The organism is Allobosea sp. FBZP-16 (genome assembly GCF_002831785.1).
GTDB classification, from domain to species: domain Bacteria; phylum Pseudomonadota; class Alphaproteobacteria; order Rhizobiales; family Beijerinckiaceae; genus Allobosea; species Allobosea lupini.
Genome location: NZ_LNCQ01000012.1, coordinates 202,063 through 219,346, shown reverse-complemented (window position 1 = coordinate 219,346; position 17,284 = coordinate 202,063). Strand labels below are relative to the sequence as shown.

The 17,284-nt window shown below is 66.8% G+C and carries 16 protein-coding genes; 5 read left to right on the top strand and 11 right to left on the bottom strand.

Annotation, left to right across the window (positions count from 1 at the left end):
• The first annotated feature begins 51 nt into the window (after positions 1–51).
• Together CXY91_RS03605 and CXY91_RS03600 are read left to right on the top strand one after the other, a co-directional pair.
• Entirely contained in the window at positions 52–981 is a 930-nt protein-coding gene (locus tag CXY91_RS03605; protein ID WP_091843277.1) for a DMT family transporter, read from the top strand.
• Between the two features lie 121 nt (positions 982–1,102).
• Positions 1,103–1,723 carry a helix-turn-helix domain-containing protein gene (locus CXY91_RS03600; protein WP_091843280.1) on the top strand — a complete coding sequence of 207 codons (621 nt, stop codon included), beginning with the start codon at positions 1,103–1,105 and terminating at the stop codon, positions 1,721–1,723.
• A 6-nt stretch (positions 1,724–1,729) separates the two neighbouring features.
• Here the strand turns inward: CXY91_RS03600 and CXY91_RS03595 are convergent, their stop codons facing one another.
• On the bottom strand, positions 1,730–2,638 hold the full coding sequence (locus CXY91_RS03595) for a LysR family transcriptional regulator (RefSeq protein ID WP_100959322.1): 909 nt from the start codon (positions 2,636–2,638) through the stop codon (positions 1,730–1,732).
• 95 nt (positions 2,639–2,733) lie between these two features.
• Between CXY91_RS03595 and CXY91_RS03590 the strand changes: the two genes are divergently transcribed.
• Complete coding sequence (locus CXY91_RS03590; protein WP_100959321.1) at positions 2,734–3,615, top strand: aldo/keto reductase family oxidoreductase; 882 nt, start codon at positions 2,734–2,736, stop codon at positions 3,613–3,615.
• Between the two features lie 13 nt (positions 3,616–3,628).
• Here CXY91_RS03590 and CXY91_RS03585 read toward each other — a convergent pair whose 3' ends face one another.
• The 9 genes from CXY91_RS03585 to lysM all read right to left on the bottom strand — a co-directional run bounded on the left by CXY91_RS03585 (position 3,629) and on the right by lysM (position 12,671).
• A complete protein-coding gene (locus CXY91_RS03585; protein WP_100959320.1) occupies positions 3,629–4,561 on the bottom strand; it encodes a cytochrome c in 933 nt (310 codons plus the stop codon).
• Positions 4,562–4,708: 147 nt separating this feature from the next.
• The gene (locus CXY91_RS03580; RefSeq protein WP_091843298.1) at positions 4,709–5,140 is read right to left on the bottom strand and encodes a c-type cytochrome; all 432 of its coding nucleotides are present in this window, start codon (positions 5,138–5,140) and stop codon (positions 4,709–4,711) included.
• A 132-nt stretch (positions 5,141–5,272) separates the two neighbouring features.
• Positions 5,273–7,582: a xanthine dehydrogenase family protein molybdopterin-binding subunit gene (locus tag CXY91_RS03575; protein WP_100959319.1), complete on the bottom strand. Its 2,310-nt coding sequence runs from the start codon at positions 7,580–7,582 to the stop codon at positions 5,273–5,275.
• 119 nt (positions 7,583–7,701) lie between these two features.
• Positions 7,702–8,655, bottom strand: coding sequence for a YiiG family protein (locus tag CXY91_RS03570; protein ID WP_100959318.1), 954 nt, complete (start codon positions 8,653–8,655; stop codon positions 7,702–7,704).
• A gap of 153 nt (positions 8,656–8,808) precedes the next feature.
• Complete coding sequence (locus CXY91_RS03565) at positions 8,809–9,123, bottom strand: rhodanese-like domain-containing protein (protein WP_091843311.1); 315 nt, start codon at positions 9,121–9,123, stop codon at positions 8,809–8,811.
• Between the two features lie 18 nt (positions 9,124–9,141).
• Entirely contained in the window at positions 9,142–10,461 is a 1,320-nt protein-coding gene (locus tag CXY91_RS03560; protein WP_100959317.1) for a TRAP transporter large permease, read from the bottom strand.
• Complete coding sequence (locus CXY91_RS03555; RefSeq protein ID WP_091843319.1) at positions 10,458–10,964, bottom strand: TRAP transporter small permease; 507 nt, start codon at positions 10,962–10,964, stop codon at positions 10,458–10,460. Before CXY91_RS03555 ends, CXY91_RS03560 begins: the two co-directional genes overlap by 4 nt.
• A 4-nt stretch (positions 10,965–10,968) precedes the next feature.
• A complete protein-coding gene (locus tag CXY91_RS03550; RefSeq protein WP_091843324.1) occupies positions 10,969–12,021 on the bottom strand; it encodes a TRAP transporter substrate-binding protein in 1,053 nt (350 codons plus the stop codon).
• A 206-nt stretch (positions 12,022–12,227) separates the two neighbouring features.
• Positions 12,228–12,671, bottom strand: a complete 444-nt coding sequence (gene lysM, locus CXY91_RS03545) for a peptidoglycan-binding protein LysM (protein ID WP_091843329.1) — start codon at positions 12,669–12,671, stop codon at positions 12,228–12,230.
• A gap of 283 nt (positions 12,672–12,954) precedes the next feature.
• On the opposite strand from lysM, the gene CXY91_RS03540 reads away from it, so the two are divergent.
• The gene (locus CXY91_RS03540; RefSeq protein WP_100959316.1) at positions 12,955–13,389 is read left to right on the top strand and encodes a GlcG/HbpS family heme-binding protein; all 435 of its coding nucleotides are present in this window, start codon (positions 12,955–12,957) and stop codon (positions 13,387–13,389) included.
• Positions 13,390–13,514: 125 nt separating this feature from the next.
• Positions 13,515–14,585, top strand: coding sequence for an NAD(P)/FAD-dependent oxidoreductase (locus CXY91_RS03535; protein ID WP_100959315.1), 1,071 nt, complete (start codon positions 13,515–13,517; stop codon positions 14,583–14,585).
• 125 nt (positions 14,586–14,710) lie between these two features.
• Here CXY91_RS03535 and CXY91_RS03530 read toward each other — a convergent pair whose 3' ends face one another.
• The gene (locus tag CXY91_RS03530) at positions 14,711–17,185 is read right to left on the bottom strand and encodes a glycosyltransferase family protein (RefSeq protein WP_158673251.1); all 2,475 of its coding nucleotides are present in this window, start codon (positions 17,183–17,185) and stop codon (positions 14,711–14,713) included.
• Positions 17,186–17,284 lie beyond the last annotated feature (99 nt).

The window sequence follows — 17,284 nt, the reverse complement described above, 5'->3', positions numbered from 1 at the left end:
GGACTGGAGGTCTTGCACAAGACTTCCATTCCTCGCGCCCGACCTGTTCCCTTGTCACCGCTCCTCGGCATCAGCCTCAAGCTGCTTTCGGCCCTGTCGTTCACGCTGATGTCGGCCGGCATCAAGACGCTGGCCTCGCGCTATCCGACCGGCGAGCTCGTCTTCTTCCGCTCGTTCTTCGCGCTGATCCCGCTGATCATCTGGCTGGCCTGGCGCCATGAATTCCCCGAGGCGCTCAAGACGAGCAATCTGCGCGGCCATCTCAAGCGCGGCGTCATCGGCTCGACCGGCATGTTCCTCGGCTTCGCCGCGCTGCATCTGCTGCCGCTCTCGGACGCGGTCGCGATCGGCTATGCCGCGCCGTTGATCGTCGTCGTGCTGGCGGCGCTGATCCTGAAGGAGCGCGTGCGCATCTATCGCTGGACCGCGGTCGCCGTCGGCTTCCTCGGCGTGCTCCTGATGCTCTCCCCGCATATGGGCGCGCAGGCCTTCGGCCACGGGCTCTCGGGCGGCCCGGCCATCGGCGCCCTGCTCGCGCTTGCCGGCGCCTTCTGCTCGGCCTTCGCCTCGATCGAGGTCCGGCTGCTGACCCATACCGAGAAGACCGGCGCCATCGTCTTCTATTTCATGTCGCTGACCTCGCTGCTCGGTCTGCTGACGCTCGCGCTCGGCTGGACCGTGCCTGACCTGAAGGACTTCATCCTGCTCGTCACCATCGGCGTGCTCGGCGGTCTCGGCCAGATGCTGCTGGTCCAGGCCTACCGCTATGGCGACGCCTCGCTGATCGCGCCGTTCGAGTATTCGACGATGATCTGGGCGACCGCGCTGGGCTGGTTCGTCTTCGGCGAATGGCCGGTCCAGGCGGTGCTCATCGGTTCGCTGATCGTGATCGCCTCGGGCATCTACGTCATCCTGCGCGAGAAGCAGCTCGGCCTGCTCAAGAAGGAGACGCGCGAGGCCGGCCCGTCCCGCTCGGTCTGAAGCCACTCGACTTGCCGCCTGGAGCGATCCAAGGCATTGTCCGCTAAGACAAACCAATCGTTCTCTTTCCCAAACGGCACATTCTGGACGGGCAAGAGGGGCGACGGCAGGCATGAGCACAATGGGCATCGAAACCAGGGAACGTGGCGGCCGGGAGCTCGCATCCGGCGCGCAGGTGATTTCGGGCCAGCTCGGCAAGACCATCCAGCGGCTGCGCAAGGCCTACAACCTGTCGCTCTCCGAACTGGCCGAACAGTCCGGTGTCGCCAAGTCGATCATCAGCCAGATCGAGCGCAACGAGACCAATCCGACGCTGGCGACGATCTGGCGGCTGTCGCAGGCGCTCGACGTCTCGATCGAGCGCGTGCTCTCGAACAACGAGGAAGAGGCCTTCATCGAGAAGATCGCCCGGCCCGACACGCCGATCTTGGTCTCGGAAGACGGCAAGCTGCGCCTCGCCATCATCGGCTGGATCAAGACGGTCGAATGGCTGCAATGGTACGAGGTCAGCGCCGAGCCGGGCGGCGAGCTCGATTCGGAAGGGCATCAGCGCGGCTCGATCGAATCGCTCTCGGTCAGCGCGGGCGAGTTCGAGGTCGATGTCGGCGGCATCACCCAGCGCGCCAAGGCCGGCGAGACCCTGCGCTATCGCTGCGACCGCCAGCACATCGTCCGCTGCATCGGCGACCAGCCCGGCACCGCCCTGATGGTCTGCATCCTCAAGGCGGCGGTGATGGACTAGGCGCAGTCACGGCCACCGCCCCTGCGCCTTGACGAAGTCGACGAAGGCGCGAAGCGGCGCCGGCAGATGACGCCTGCCGGGATAGTACAGGAGCGGCCCGGGGAAGCGCTCCCACCAGGATTCGAGAAGGGGCTCCAGCGCGCCATTGTCGAGATGAGGCCGCAGCCAGTCCTCGAAGAGCTGGATGACGCCGCTGCCCGCAATCGCTGCCTCGACGGCAAGGTCGATCGCAGCGCCGGCACGAACGATGAGCGGGCCGCTCGGCTCCACGCGGACGATCTCGCCGTCGCGCTCGAATTCCCAGGATGTCATCGCGCCGCTCGAGAAGCGGCCGCGCAGGCAGGCATGGCCCAGCAGGTCGCGCGGATGTTCAGGCCGCCCGCAGCGATCGAGATAGGCGGGCGACGCCGCCGTCGCAAAGCGCTGTTCGGCCGGGCCGATCGGCATCGCGATCATGTCCTGCTCCAGACGCTCGCCATATCTGATCCCGGCATCGCAGCCCGAAGCGAGCATGTCGACGAAGCTGTCCTCGGCGATCACCTCCAGAGTGATGTCGGGATAGGCGGCGAGAAAGGCCGGCACGATCCTGGGCAGCACGAGCCGCGCCGCGCTGACCGGCACGTTCAGCCTCAGCGTCCCGGCCGGCCGATCGCGGAAGCCGTTGACGACGTCGAGCGCCGCCTCGACCTCTCCGAGCGCCGGTCCCAGCCTGTCGAGCAGGCGGGCTCCCGCTTCGGTCGGCGCGACGCTGCGCGTGGTGCGGTTGAGCAGCCGCACGCCGAGCCGCGCTTCGAGCCGCCGCACGGCCTCGCTGAAACTTGAGGCGCTGCCATTGCTGGCCCGCGCCGCATCGCGGAAGCCGCCGGCGCGCGCAACCGCGACGAAGGCCGTGAGGTCGCCAAGATCAGCCGCCATTGTTCGCTTTCCCGAACAGCCCGTGCCGATTGAGCTGTCTTATCCATTATATGCCGACCGCGTACATGCTCGGTCAAGCCAAAGGAGACAGGTCAATGACGGACATCGGCAAAGTCGGAACATTCATGCTCGGCACGCGTCGGGTGAAGCGCATGGGCTATGGCGCCATGCAACTGGCGGGGCCGGGCGTGTTCGGCCCGCCCAAAGATCGGCAGGCAGCTCTTTCAGTCCTGCGCGAAGCCGTCGCCAGTGGCGTCGACCACATCGACACCAGCGACTTCTACGGCCCGCACGTCACTAACCAGATCATCCGCGAGGCCCTCCACCCCTATCCGGACGATGTCGTCATCGTCACGAAGATCGGCGCAAAGCGCGGTGCCGGCGGCTCCTGGAATCCGGCTTTCTCCGCCGAGGAGCTGACCAGCGCAGTCCATGACAACCTGCGCAATCTCGGTCTGGATGCGCTCGACGTTGTCAATCTGCGCGTCATGTTCGATGTGCACGGGCCTGCCGAAGGCTCGATCGAGGCACCGCTCACCGCGCTCGCCGAATTGCAGCGCCAGGGCCTCGTCCGCCATATCGGGCTCAGCAACGTAACTCCGAAGCAGTTGGCGCAGGGGCGCGGCATCGCCGAGATCGTCTGCGTGCAGAACCAATACAATCTGGCGCATCGGCATGACGACGCCCTGATCGACGACCTCGCCGCTGCCGGGATAGCCTATGTGCCGTTCTTCCCCCTCGGCGGCTTCACGCCGCTGCAATCGACCGCACTGTCCGATGTCGCCAAGGCGCTCGACGCGACCCCGATGCAAGTAGCGCTGGCTTGGCTCCTGCAGCGCGCGCCCAACATATTGCTGATCCCCGGCACGTCGTCGACCGGCCATCTGCGCGAAAATCTGGCAGCGGCGGAACTGCAGCTTTCGGCTGATGCGTTGAGCGTGCTGGACCGGATCGCGGCAGGCGCAGCGACGGTCTGACGATGGGGTCCGGCTAGCCCGCGGGTTTCGGCGGCCTCGCCGGCCCCTGCACCGCCGGCAGCGACTTCAGGTACTCAGCCATCGCCAGCCGGTCGGCATCCGAAAGTTGCGCCATGTTGCGCACCACTGCAGCCATCGAGCCGCCGACATTGTCGAAGCTTGGCGTGAAGCCGGTCTTGAGCAGCTCGGCAATCTCGGCCTTGGACCATTTGCCCAGCCCGTCCTCGGCCTGGGTGATGTTCGGCACCCAGCCCTTGCCCTCGGGATCCGGACCGCCGGCAAAGCGCGTTGCCTGGACGATCGCGCCGAGCCGGTTGCGGCTGGAATGGCATTCGGCGCAGTGGCCGGGACCGTTCACCAGATAGGCGCCGCGATTCCATTCCTCGCTCTTGGAGGGATCGGCCTTGAACGGCGCGCCGTCGAAGAACAGCAGCTTCCAGCCACCGACCAGGCGGCGGATGTTGAAGGGGAAGCCGAGCTCATGGGCCGGCGCCTTGCCCTCGACCGAGGGCAGCGTGCGGATATAGGCGAGGAGATCGGCCACCGCCTTGGCCGGCATCTGCCGGTAGGAGGTATAGGGAAAGGCCGGGTAATAGTGCTGGCCCGAGGGCGAGACGCCCGCAGTCATCGCCTGGATGAAGTCGGCCGTGCCCCAGTTGCCGATGCCGTCACGCGTATGCGGCGAGATATTGGGCACATGGAACTTGCCGAAGGGCGACTCCAGCACCAGCCCGCCGCCCAGCCTGCTCTTGTCGTCCTGTCCCGGCGTCGCATGGCAGGAGGCGCAGCCGCCGGCCGCGAACAGCAGCTTGCCGTTCTCGAGATCCGGCGCCGGCAGCGTGCCGACCTCGGGCCCAGGCGAGACCACACGTGGATCGGTGAGGACGAAGAAGCCGGCAACGCCGAACGCGATGAAGACCAGAAGCGTGATCAGCAGGCGGCGCATCGGTTCCTCATTCGGTTGTCCCGGGCAAACAACGCTCGTATCGCGACAGGGTTCGAGCCGAACCTCGCAGACACGAATGGAGCGGGCCTTCCCTCAAGGAAGCCCGCTCCTTCGATCAGGTCAAATCTGGCGGCTTGAAGCCGCCCGTTACTTCTTGATGCGGTAGGTCTCGTGGCAGGTGCCGCAATTCTTGGTGGCGTCACCAAAAGCGGTGCGGAAGCCGGCAAGATCGGTCACCGCAGCGCCCTTGGCGGCATCCGCCTCGAACTTGGCGAAAGCGGCCTTGAAACCAGCCTGGTCCTCCCAGATCTTCGGCGCCGCCGTGGTCTCGCCGCCGGTCTTGGCGCTGTCCGGATAGAGGCCCGGCATCTTCTTGGCGGCGTCTCCATAGACCTTGAACACCGCTTGCGCCTTGGCGGCATCGAACGGCGCCTCGCCCTTGGCCATCGCCGCGCCCTCGCGCGTCGCGGCGCCGACCGCCTTCATCGCGTCGCGCCGCTCGGAGATCGGGTTGGCCTGTGCCAGGACGGCGGAAATGCCGACGGCGAGACCGAGGGCGACGAAAGCAGAGCGAAGCATGCGTGGGAATCCTCCGGAAGGCAGCGCCGGACCCGGCGCTGTTTTGAACTCTTCCAGATCACCTGACGTGCACGACAGCGCCAAGTCGCATTGTCGTGAATTTCCTTGCAAGGAAGCAAAGGCCTCCTTGCATCAAGAGAGATAGCCCGCCGCCTTCAACGTCGAGAACACCTTTGGTGGGGTCGCCGGCATGTCGATCGCCTTGATGCCGGCAGCGCGGTTCAGCGCATCGACCATGGCGTTCATCACCGCCGGGCAGGCACCGATCGCCCCGGCCTCGCCTGCGCCCTTGACGCCGAGGGCGTTGGTGACACAGGGCACATTGCGCGTCTCGAAATGGAAGTTCGGGATGTCGATCGCGCGCGGCAGGGCGTAGTCCATGAAGGTCGCGGTCAGCATCTGGCCGGACGAATCGAAGCGGATCTCCTCCATCAGCGCCTGGCCGATGCCCTGGGCCGCACCGCCATGGACCTGCCCCTGCAGCATGATCGGGTTCAGCGTCACACCGAAATCGTCGACCACGACATAGTTCTGGATCTCGGTGCCGCCGGTCGCCGGGTCGACCTCCAGTTCCACCACATGCGTGCCGTTCGGATAGGTCGCCTCCGGCGGCGTCCAGCTCTGATGCACGCTGAGCTGCTCGGCTTTGGCGCCGGGCAGGTTGGCGATCGCCTTGAGATCGAGCGCCTTGTCGGTGCCGACGATTCGCACGGCGCCGTCGACGATCTCGAGATCGCCCGGGGCGGCCTCGAGCGCCTCCGAGGCGAGGCTCTTGAGATTGTCGGCGAGGATGCCGGTCGCTGCATTCAGCGCCGCGCCGCCCACCGGGATCGAGCGCGAGCCGCCGGTGCCCGAGCCGGTCGCGATCCGGTCGGTATCGCCCTGCACGACCTTGATGCGGTCGAGCGGGATGTCGAGATGCTGGGCGACGAGCTGCGAATAGGCGGTCTCATGGCCCTGCCCGTTCGACTGGGTGCCGATCAGCACGGTGACGGTGCCGTCCTTCTCCAGGATCACGGTCGAGCTCTCCGGCCCGCCGCCGCCGCAGGCCTCGATATAGCAGGCCAGGCCGATGCCGCGGAGCTTGCCGGCCTTCTGCGAGGTCTTCAGGCGGCTCTTGAAGCCCTTCCAGTCCGCCACCTCCATGGCGCGACGCATATGGCCCTCGAACTCGCCGGAATCGTAGACCGGGCCGGTTTGCGTCTTGTGCGGCATCTCGGCCGGCTTGACGAAGTTGAGCGCCCGCACCGCATCGGGGCTCTTGCCGGTCTCGCGCGCAATCGCATCGACCAGGCGCTCGATCAGATAGGCCGCCTCGGGCCGCCCGGCGCCGCGATAGGCGTCGACCGGCGTCGTGTGGGTGAAGACGCCGCGGAAGCGGACATGCACCGCCGGGATATTGTAGCAGCCCGGCGTCATCGTCGTGCCGACCCAGGGGATGAAGGGCCCATACTGCGAGAGATAGGCGCCCATGTCGGCGGCGAGATCGACCTTGAGGCCGATGAACTTGCCGCGCTTGTCGAGCGCCATCGTCGCGGTGGTGAGATTGGCGCGGCCGTGGGTGTCTGCGAGGAAGTGCTCGGTACGGTCGGCGACCCAGCGCACCGGACGCTTCAGCTTCTCGGCCGCGACCATGGTCAGCGGGTATTCGCGGTACATGAAGATCTTGGTGCCGAAGCCGCCGCCGACATCGGGGGTGATCACCCGGATGCGGGAGGGATCGACCTTGAGGATGTAGTTGGCGAGGATGTCGCGCGTGCCGTGGCTGCCCTGGCTGCCATGCGTCAGGGTCCAGCGCTTGGTCGCCTTGTCGTATTCGGCGATGCAGGCGCGCGTCTCCATGTAGTTGGAGGCGAGGCGATTGTTGACGATGGTGATCGAAATCGTCCGGTCGGCCTTGGCGAAGGCCTTCTCCGTCCGCTCGCGATTGCCCTGCTCCGCCTCGAAGGCGACATTGCCGTCGCGATCTGACCAGACCTGCGGCGCTCCGCTCTCGAGCGCCTCGGCGATGCCCGTGATCGAGGGCAGCGTCTCGAACTCGATCTCGATCGCCTCGGCGGCGTCGCGGGCCTGGTCGAGCGTCTCGGCGACGATGAAGGCGATGGCCTCGCCGACATGGCGCACCGTGTCGGTCGGCAGCACCGGCACCGAATTCGACTTCACGTTCTTGCCGGAGATGTCCTTGATAAGTCCCTTGCAGGGGATGTCGCCGAGATGCGCGACGTCCTCGCCGGTCAGGATCAGCTTGACGCCCTTGCGCTTCAGCGCCGCCTGCTTGTCGACGATCTTGAACTTGGCATGCGCGTGCGGCGAGCGCAGCACATAGGCGTGCAGAGCGCCCTCGACCGTGGTGTCGTCGGTATAGCGGCCGGTGCCGGTTGTCAGGCGCTGATCCTCGACCCGCCGCACCGGCTGGCCCATCCCGAACTTCATCGGACGCATCGGCAAACTTCCTTCGGATCACTCGAATGAGAAAGACTGGCGCAGGATAGCCGCGCCGTCACCCCAGTCCATATAGGGGGGCCGGGATGCGCCGGGCGCAAGCAGGCGGGACTTGAAACTCAGCGGATCATGCGCGCGGCGCTGTCTGCCATGCTCACCATCATGTTGTAGCTGGAGACGATCCGGTTGGCGTCGCCCGCCGCGCCCTTGCGGACGTCGCCCTTCGACTTGCCGAGCTTCTCGCGGAAATCGCGCAGGTTGCCGAGCCAGGAGCTGGCCGAGGAATCGATCATCGGCACGCCGGACGCATTCTTGTCCTTGAACGCGTCCATTTCCTTGATCGCGCCGGAATAGCCGGCGAGCGCCGTATCGAAGGCGGCCAGGTCGACGATCGGCTTCTCGTTGCTCGGCATCACGTCCATGACGGCACGGGCATTGATCATGATGTTGCGCAGCTGCCAGCGGGCCTGCCGGCCCTCGCTCGCCTCGATCGCGGCGAGTTCGCGCGCGTCGATGCCCTTCTTGTAGCCGTTGAGCTGATTGCCGAACACGGTCCGCTCGCGCAGGAAAGCCTCCGCCGCCGGCACCATCTTGGCATGCAGCTCGCGGCCCTCGGCGACATTGTCGCCGCGATAGTCCTTGCGCTCGTAATAGCGCTCGGCCCGGGTGATCAGCGGCGCCAGCTCCTGATAGGCGGCGATATAGCGCTTCACGGCGGCGTCTAGCTCTGGCTGCGCCGGCGGCTGGCCGGCGGCAGCCTCGGCCTTGGCGATCTCGTCCTTCACGTCATAGAGGCTGTAGAGCCCGTAATCGATGTAGCGCTCCTTGCCGGTCGGGCCCTTCTTCAGGTCGACCCAGCTCTTGTAGCGATCCCAGGATTCGATCGCCCGGATCGTCCGGTTGGAGAGCGAGGTATAGGCATTCGACTTGGCGATCGCCGCCTGCAGCTCGGGATCCTGCGCCGGCTTCTTCGCTGCTGTCTGCGGGGCGGCCTGCGCAAAGGCGGGCGGCGCTGCGGACACGGAGCAAAGCAGGGCTGCCAGGGAGAGGCTCAGCAGGCGGGAGGCCTTCATAGGGCACCTTTGGTCGACCACGGCCGGATTTGAGGCCGCGCCACGTTATCGACGCTGGTGCCGCTGACCGCAACCGGAAGGCGATGCACCTCGTCGATACCTTCAAAGCCTTCATCCTGCCGAGCGCTCCTCAGGATGAGGGCTCAGGGGATGTCAGCGCTCTACGGGTTCTCCCCGCATCGCCCAATCCTTGAAGCCGCCGATATAGTGGCTGTCGATGTCGAGCCCGGCCGCCTGCGCAAATTCCAGCGCCCGCAGCGAGCGCACCCCGGCGGCGCAGGAGAGCACGACGCGTTTGCCCGGCTCGTTCGGCAGGTCGGCAGGATCGAATTGCGACAGCGGCCGCGACACCGAGCCCGGAATGCGTCCGGCGGCGAACTCATGCGGCTCGCGCACGTCGACGATGAGGATCGAGCCATCGGCCAGGCCCGCCTTGACGGCATCGATGTCGAGGTCGTGTACGATCATGCTGCTGCTCGCGGTCGCTCAGTTCAGGAGCTTCACCAGATAGAGGCTGAGCGCCGGAAATGCCACGCAGATGCCGAGCCTGATCACGTCGGCTCCGACGAAGGGCAGCACGCCGCGATAGATCCGCGTCACCGGCACGTCGCGCGCCAGCGAGGCGACGACGAAGACGTTGAGACCGATCGGCGGGCAGGTCATGCCGATGCCGACCACGATCAGCACGAGGATGCCGAACCAGATCGCGATGTCGTCGGTCGGCATGCCGAAATCGAGCGCGGTCACGATCGGGAAGAACACCGGCAGCGTCAGCAGGATCATGGCAAGTTCGTCCATCACGCCGCCGAGCACGATGTAGAACAGCAGGAGGCCGACCAGCACCGTATAGGGCGCCCAGCCCGACGCCGCGATCATCTCGGCTGCCGCCGTCGGCACCTGCGTCAGCGCCAGGAAGGCGTTGAACACCTCGGCGCCGAGGAGGATCGCGAAGATCATCGCCGAGGTCTCGGCCGTCTGCAGGATCGCCTGCTTGACGCCGTCGAAGCCGAGCGTGCGCCGGAACAGGCCGATCGCCAGCATGATGAAGGCGCCGACCGACGCTCCCTCCGTCGGCGTGAAGACGCCGCCATAGATACCGCCGACCACGATCACCGCGACCGCCAGCGCCGGGATGACGCCGAGCAGCAGCGGCCAGCGCTCGCGCCAGGGTGTGCGCTCATGGGCGGGCGCGAGCGTGCCGTCGACGCGCGACATGATCCAGATGGTGATGCAGTAGAACGTCGCTGCCATCAGCCCGGGGATCAGCGCCGCCTGGAACAGCTTGGCGATGTTCTGCTCGGTCGAGATCGCATAGACGACGAGGATGACAGAGGGCGGGATCAGGATGCCGAGGGTGCCGCCGACCGCGGTGACGCCGCAGGCGAAGCCGGGATCGTAGCGATAGCTGCGCAATTGCGGCAGCGCGGCGCGGGCGAAGGTCGCGGTGGTCGCGACCGAGGAGCCGCAGATCGCGCCGAAGCCGGTGCAGGCCCCGATCATCGCCATGCCGAGGCCGCCGCGGCGATGGCCGACGAAGGCGGAAGCCGCCTTGAACAGGTCGCCCGCCAGCCCGGAACGCTCGGCGAAGGCGCCCATCAACACGAAGAGCGGGATCACCGAGAGCGTGTAATTGGCGAAGATCTGATATGGCGTGGTGCGGATGTAGTTGAGGAAGGGCTCGAGCCCGTTGAGCTGGATATAGCCGGCGCTGCCGACGACCAGCATGGCGAGGCCGATCGGCAGGCGCAGCGCCATCAGCGCCAGCATGACGGCAAAGCCGGTGATCGCGAGAGATGCGCCGCTCATCGGGGCTGCCTCATGAGGCGGCTGGCGCTGACGAAGGCGGCGAGCGCAACGAAGCCGGCGAGCACCGCGCAGAGCGCGATCGGCAGATAGGCCGGCAGCTGCAGCACCATGGTGTTCTCGCCGCTGGCGAGGGCCGAGCGCGCGCCGACGCCGAGCCTCCAGGCGATCAGCGCCATGGCGAGGCCGTAGACCACGTCCCAGAGCGCATCGATGCCGTCGCGCCAGCGCTGCGGCAGCTTCAGGGTGAAAGTGTCGACGAAGATGTTGCCGCGCTTCAATTGGCAGAGCGGCAGGAAGCAGAAGGCGGCGACCGCGGTCGCCATCTGCACCAGCTCGAAATCGCCGGGCACGCCGGCGGCGCCGACGAGATCGCTGCGCAAGGTCACGCTGACCACGACCATGGTCGCGACCGCGATCAGCAGCGCGCCGCCGACGAGCGCGACCGTCTCCGCCACCGCGTCGATGCGCGATGGCGGCCGCTCTTCCCCTGCCCTGTCGGTCATCGCGTCAGGCGGCGTTCTGGTGCTTGGTCAGGGCGGCGCGAGCAGAGGCGAGCAGCTTCTCGCCGTCGAGGCCCTTGTCCTTGGCGGTCTTGAGCCAGCCCTCGATCACCGGCGCGGTCGCCTTCTGCCAGCGCTCGGCCTCGGCCTGCTCCAGCGTGACGATGCTGTTGCCGCGCTTCTTGACCATCTCGGAGACGACGACAGCCTGCTCGTCCCAGACCTTGCCGGCCATCGCCGCTGCCGCAGCGCCGGAGTTCTTGTCGATGATCGCCTTGAGGTCGGGTGCCAAGCCTTCGTACTTGGCCTTGTTCATGGCGAGCACGAAGGTCGCGACATAGAAGGTCGGCGAGCCCGGGATCTCGGTATGGTTCTTGACCAGCTCCTGGACCTTGATCGACGGCACGACCTCCCAGGGCACGACACAGCCGTCGATGACGCGCTGCGCCAGCGATTCCGGCACCTGCGGGATCGGCATACCGATGGCGTTGGCGCCGAGCGCGCGCAGCGCCTCGCCGGCGAGCCGGGTCGGGAAGCGCAGCTTGAGGCCCTTCAGGTCCTCCATCGTCTTCACCGGCTTGTTGGCATGGATCAGCCCGTGATCATGCGCCCAGAAGCAGATCGGATGGACGTCCTTGAACTCGTCCTTGAGGTGCTCCGCGGCATAGTCGGTCAGCGCCAGCGAGTTCACCAGCGCCCGCTTGTTCGGCACGAAGGGCAGTTCGAACGCCTCGATGCCGGTGAAGCGGCCGGGCGTGTTGCCGGGCAGCGTCCAGACGATGTCGACGACGCCGTCGCGAGCCTGGTCGTAGAGTTGCGGCGGCGTGCCGCCGAGCTGCATCGACGGGAAGATGTCGATCTTGATCCGGCCGTTCGATTCGGCTCCGACCTTGTCGGCCCATGGCTTCAGGAACTTGGAATGCCCGTTCGCCACCGGCGGCAGGAAGTGGTGCATGCGCAGCGTCACTTCCTGGGCATTGGCGCGCGTGGCGCGCAGCACGGCGGGCGCAGCCACGGCCGAGCCGGCGAGCGTCAGGAATTTGCGGCGGTCAAAAGTCATTACATCCCTCCCCTGGGAAAAATCGGTGGTTGCGGTCGCCCCTGCCGCGGGCTTTCGGCGGCCTCGCCGCCCGTCCCGTCTCGCGTCTTGCACTATTGAGGTGGAAACCGGCTTGAACGCAAGCCGGGAGGCCGTCGCTGACGGCCTCCCGGTCATAATAGTTTCATCTGCAACCAATTGGCAAGCGGCGGAGACGCCGCGCCGGCTCAGGCCAGCGGCGGGATGCGCAGCACCCAGCCCGGCTGGATCAGGTCGGGATCCTTCACCGGCGGGGTGTTGGCCTTGACGATCTCGGTGTACTTGGCGCCCTTGCCCTTGCCGTAATGCTCCTCGGCGATCTTCCAGAGCGTATCGCCCTTCTTGACCGTGTAGAACACCGCGGCTGCCGCCTCCTTGTTGACGATCAGCTCCGATTCGACCGAGCCGACGCCGGCGGTGTTGCCGATCGCCAGGATGATCTTCTCGGCCTCCTCCGTGGTCATCGCCTTGCCGGAGACCTTCACCTTGTCGCCCGAGACGTCGATCTTGACGTCGGACGGCAGGCCATGGCCCGCCAGTTCCTTCTGCAACTGATCAGCCGTTGCCGCATTGGCCGAGCTCGACCCGAAGATCTTGGCACCGGCTTCCTTGATGAAACTGAACAGACCCATGGCGTATTCTCCTCATGCGCTGGCCGCCCCGCCAGGATTGGCCGAACGATCGGGCTTCGCGCAACGCGACAGCCTTGGAGCATGTTCTGGTCGCAAAAATGGCAATCACCTTGCGGAACATATCCCGAGACGGGCAACACATGAAGCCGACTCGGAACGACAACTGCAAGACTAAACCGTCACGAGACGAAGCCTGACGACTGCCCTTCCCTCATGTCGCCGGCACTGGCAGAACGTTGCCAGGCCGGCAGGCTCCGCCATCGATACCCAGGAAAGGCCACCTATGACCGCCCTCTCCCTCGACCAGGCCAACGCGATCGTCGACGGCGCCCTGAAATACGCCCGCGAGAACGGGCTGAAGCCGCTCGCCATCGCGGTGCTCGACGCCCGCGGCGCGCAGAAATTCTTCTTGGCGCAGGACGGCACCAGCCTGAAGCGCGGCGAGATCGCGCTCGGCAAGGCCAATGGCGCGATCGCGCTCGGCGTCGGCCCGCGCACCCTCAACAAGATGGCGCTGGAGCGCCCGCACTTCATCAACGGCGTCGCTCTCTCGGTCGGCGGCCCGGTCGTGCCCGTGCCCGGCGGCGCGCTGATCCGCGATCCCGGCGGCAACCTCATCGGCGTCGTCGGCATCTCCGGCGACACCTCGGACAATGACGAGGCGGCGGCGCTCGCCGGCATCGCCGCCGCTGGGCTCACCGCCGAAACCGGCGGCTGAAAGCCCCATTCCGCATGCGGTCCGGCCCGCCCGGCCTTGCGCCATGTCGCATTGCAAGGCCGGCGGATTTCCGGCATCGGGGGGCGATCGGCGGCCCTCGAAGCCGTCCTGAGGAACGAAGACCCATGAACATCGCCGCCACCATCGAGGGCGAGACCGTCGAGACCGACGCGCTGATCATCGGCGCCGGCCCCTGCGGCCTGTTCGCCGTGTTCGAGCTCGGCCTGCTCGACATCAGGGCCCATCTCGTCGACATCCTGCCCAAGGTCGGCGGCCAGTGCGCCGAGCTCTATCCGGAGAAGCCGATCTACGACATTCCCGGCTTCCCGCTCGTCACCGGCCAGGGGCTGGTCGACAACCTGATGGAGCAGATCAAGCCCTTCGGCGCGACCTTCCATCTCAACCAGATGATCGAGGCGGTCGAGGTGCTCGGCTCAGCCGAGGCCCCGCGTTTCCGCCTGCGCACCGCTGGCGGCACGGTGTTCGAGGCCAAGACGGTGCTGATCGCCGCCGGTGGCGGCTCCTTCCTGCCCAAGAAGCCCCCGATTCCCGGCATCGAGGCCTATGAGGGCCGCAGCGACGGCGGCGGCGTGCACTATGCCGTGCGCAAGATGGAGGCCTTCCGCGGCCGCGAGATCCTGATCGTCGGCGGCGGCGATTCGGCGCTCGACTGGACGCTGAACCTGCAGCCGATCGCAAAGCGCGTGACGCTGATGCATCGGCGCGACGATTTTCGCGCCGCGCCGCATTCGGTCGAGCAGATGCGCGCCCTCGTCGCCTCCGGTGCGATGGATCTGCGGCTCGGCCAGGTCATGGGCCTCAAGGGCGAGGGCAACGAGCTGCACGGCGCGGTCTGCCGTGACAATGCCGGCGTCGAGTTCGAGATCGCCTGCAACACGATGCTGCCCTTCTTCGGGTTGACGATGAAGCTCGGCCCGATCGCAGACTGGGGTCTCAACCTCCACGAGAACCTGATCCCGGCCGACACCGAGAAGTTCGAGACCAATGTGCCTGGCATCTTCGCCATCGGCGACATCAACACCTATCCCGGCAAGCTGAAGCTGATCCTCTCGGGCTTCCACGAGGCGGCGCTCGCCGCCCAGAAGGTCCACCGCTACGTCTATCCGGAGAAGCGGCTGACCTTCCAGTACACGACCTCGTCGAGCGCCCTGCAGAAGAAGCTCGGCGTGGCTTGAGCCCTAAGCGTCATTCTCGGGCGAAGCGAAGCGCAGACCCGAGAATCTCATGACGAGAAGGCGCTATTGGAGTCTCTTCCGGCCTGAGATGCTCGGCTCAAGGCCGAGCATGACGTTGCTTGCCCCTACCGCACCACCGATATCGCCGACGCGGACGGCAGCATCTCATGTGCGGCCATGTCGTGCGCCGGGCGCGAGACCGGCTCCGGCGGTACCGGCTGGATGCGCGTCGCCGGCGAGCCCGAAGGGCCGCTATGCGTCGGCGCTTCCGCGACCACGCCCTCCTCTTCCGGCGGCGTCACGCGGTCGCGCAGTTCGGCGATCGCCCCCTCGAGCGGATGGAAACTGAAGCGGATCTTGTGCGTGCCGGCCGGAACCTGCACGGCGCGGAACAGGACGTTCGCCTTGAGGATCTCGACCTCCTGGCCGTCGAGCTCGGCCTTCCACCAGGGGTGCCAGATGTCGTTCAGCACGACGAAGCCGGGCTGGGCGGTCGTGACCTCGATCTCGACCACCGTGTTGCGGTAGCGCTTGAGCTTGACCTCGGCATTGCTCGCGACCGGCCCTTCCGGCACGCCGGGCTCCGGCTCCTGGTCGAGCAGGACGACGCGCTGCGGGTCGGCCTCCGGCCATTTCCCGGCCGACTTCATCCCCTCGAAATCGGCAAGCTCCCAGCCGCCGACGAACATCACGCGCGGCAGCGCCCGCGGGTTCTCGTAGATGTAGCCGTCCTTGGTATAGGCGACGAGCTTGAGGTCGCCCTCGCGCAGCGAGCGGTCGACCTCACCGATCGGCACCCGGGTCGCGATGTAGCGCAGGCCGAGGAAATCGGCGAGGCGGCAGCGATAGGACGGGAACAGGGGCGTGAACACGCGCTCGCCCGGCGCCGCGATCGAATCGCGCGTGCCGACCGCATCCGAAAAGTCGGCCAGACGCAGCGGGTTGTAGCCGAGCGTATGATCGAAGCCGTGGATCATGCCGGCATTGGGCCACTCGAAGCCCATGCCGAGCAGTTCGACCCGGTCGCGCCGGGCTGAATCCGACGGCTGGGCCGTCAGCTTCTTCAGCACGGCGACGGTCTCGTTCTTGGTCTCCGGCCGGAGCACGTCATAGACCTCGGGCGCCAGCGCCGTAGCCTCGTTCGGACCGTTATTGGCAGCAAGGTCGGCAGCGACGACGCCGGTGATGAACAGGCTCGCGGCAAGCGGGGTCGCAGCGCCGCGCCAGCGGGTCAGCACCACGAGGAGCAGGAGCGCACTGGCGAACCAGGCAGCAGCGGTCGCGCTGGGCAGCCAGGCCTGACCGAGATGGCCGGCCTGACGCGCCACCAGCAAGGCAACGCCGATCAGCAGCGCGATCGCACCGGCGCCGATGCCGAGATCGCGCCAGATCGCGCCCTGCTTCTCCTCGCTGAGCATGCGATGCAGCAGATAGCCCGAGAGCACGGCCCCGAGTCCGCCGATCAGGAAGGTCGCATCGGCCGGCCGCCGGAACACCTTGACGCCCGGCAGATAGTCATAGGCCAGGTGGAACAGCGGCGTGTAGCGGCCGAGCGCGAACAGCACCATCAGCACGAACAGGATGGTGAAGGGCCGGATCGCCCTATCCCAGAGCCAGCCGCGCGTCAGGCCCGGTACGATCAGCAGCAGGAAAGGCAACGCCCCCAGATAGACCTGCCCCATATTCTTCGACAGGAAGAGCTCCTTGGCGTTCCAGTCCGGGGCGTAAGGTCCCCAGAATTCGACGGACGGGTCACGCACGCCGAACAGGTCGCCGACGAAGGCGGTCAGCAGCGAGGCCGGGTGCAGCGAGCCCCTGCCGGCTTCGACGAGATCGATGGCGGGGCGCGTCGTCGCCTCGGCGAAGAGCCAGGTCCAGAGCAGCGGCACCGCAATGGTGACGATGCCGGCAAAGCAGGCGGCCGCGATCGGCGCGAGACTCTCGCGCAAACCCGTCCAACCCTCGGAGAGCCAGTAGGCCACAACCATGCCGATCAGGATATAGGCGCCGAGCAACGCGACCTGATCGGGCTCGAGTACCATCATCCCGGCGGAAAAGCCGGCGAGCAGGCCATAGCGCAGCGAGGCGCGCTGCAGCATCCGCGCCGTCAGCCAGAACGACAATCCGAAGAAGGCAAAGCTGGCGATCTGGCCGACATGCTGGACCCGCCAGGCGGCGGAGGCGCCGAAGGCGAAGACCAGCGCCGCGAGCAGCGCCCCCGCCGGATGCCAGTTGCGGTCGCGGAAGAACATCAGCATGGCGAGCCCGCCGACCAGCAGATGCGCCAGCACATAGGCATCGACCGCGCGGAAGCTCGGCGAGGGGTTGAACAGCGCCAGCAGGATCGCGGGCGAGAAGATCAGCGATTGCGGATCGGCGACCTGGGGCGAGCCGGCGAAGACGTTGTGGGTCCAGAACGGCGACTGGCCCGAGTGCAGCGCCTGCGCCAGGAACTGGATCTGCGCCTGGAAATGCGCCTTGGCGTCGAACGGAATCGTCACCGCTCCCGACAGCCAGGGCCAGCACAGCGCCACCCAGGCGCAACAGAACAGCGCGGCCGCCAGCCAGTAGCTGGAGCCCGATCTCCACACGGCTTTCAACTGGACCCCCAAGGCCCCCGGCGCGCCCGGCGCGCATGATCACGCGCCGATCACGCCGATGTGATCACGTTCGACGATGATGGTTCCGCGATGAACCGA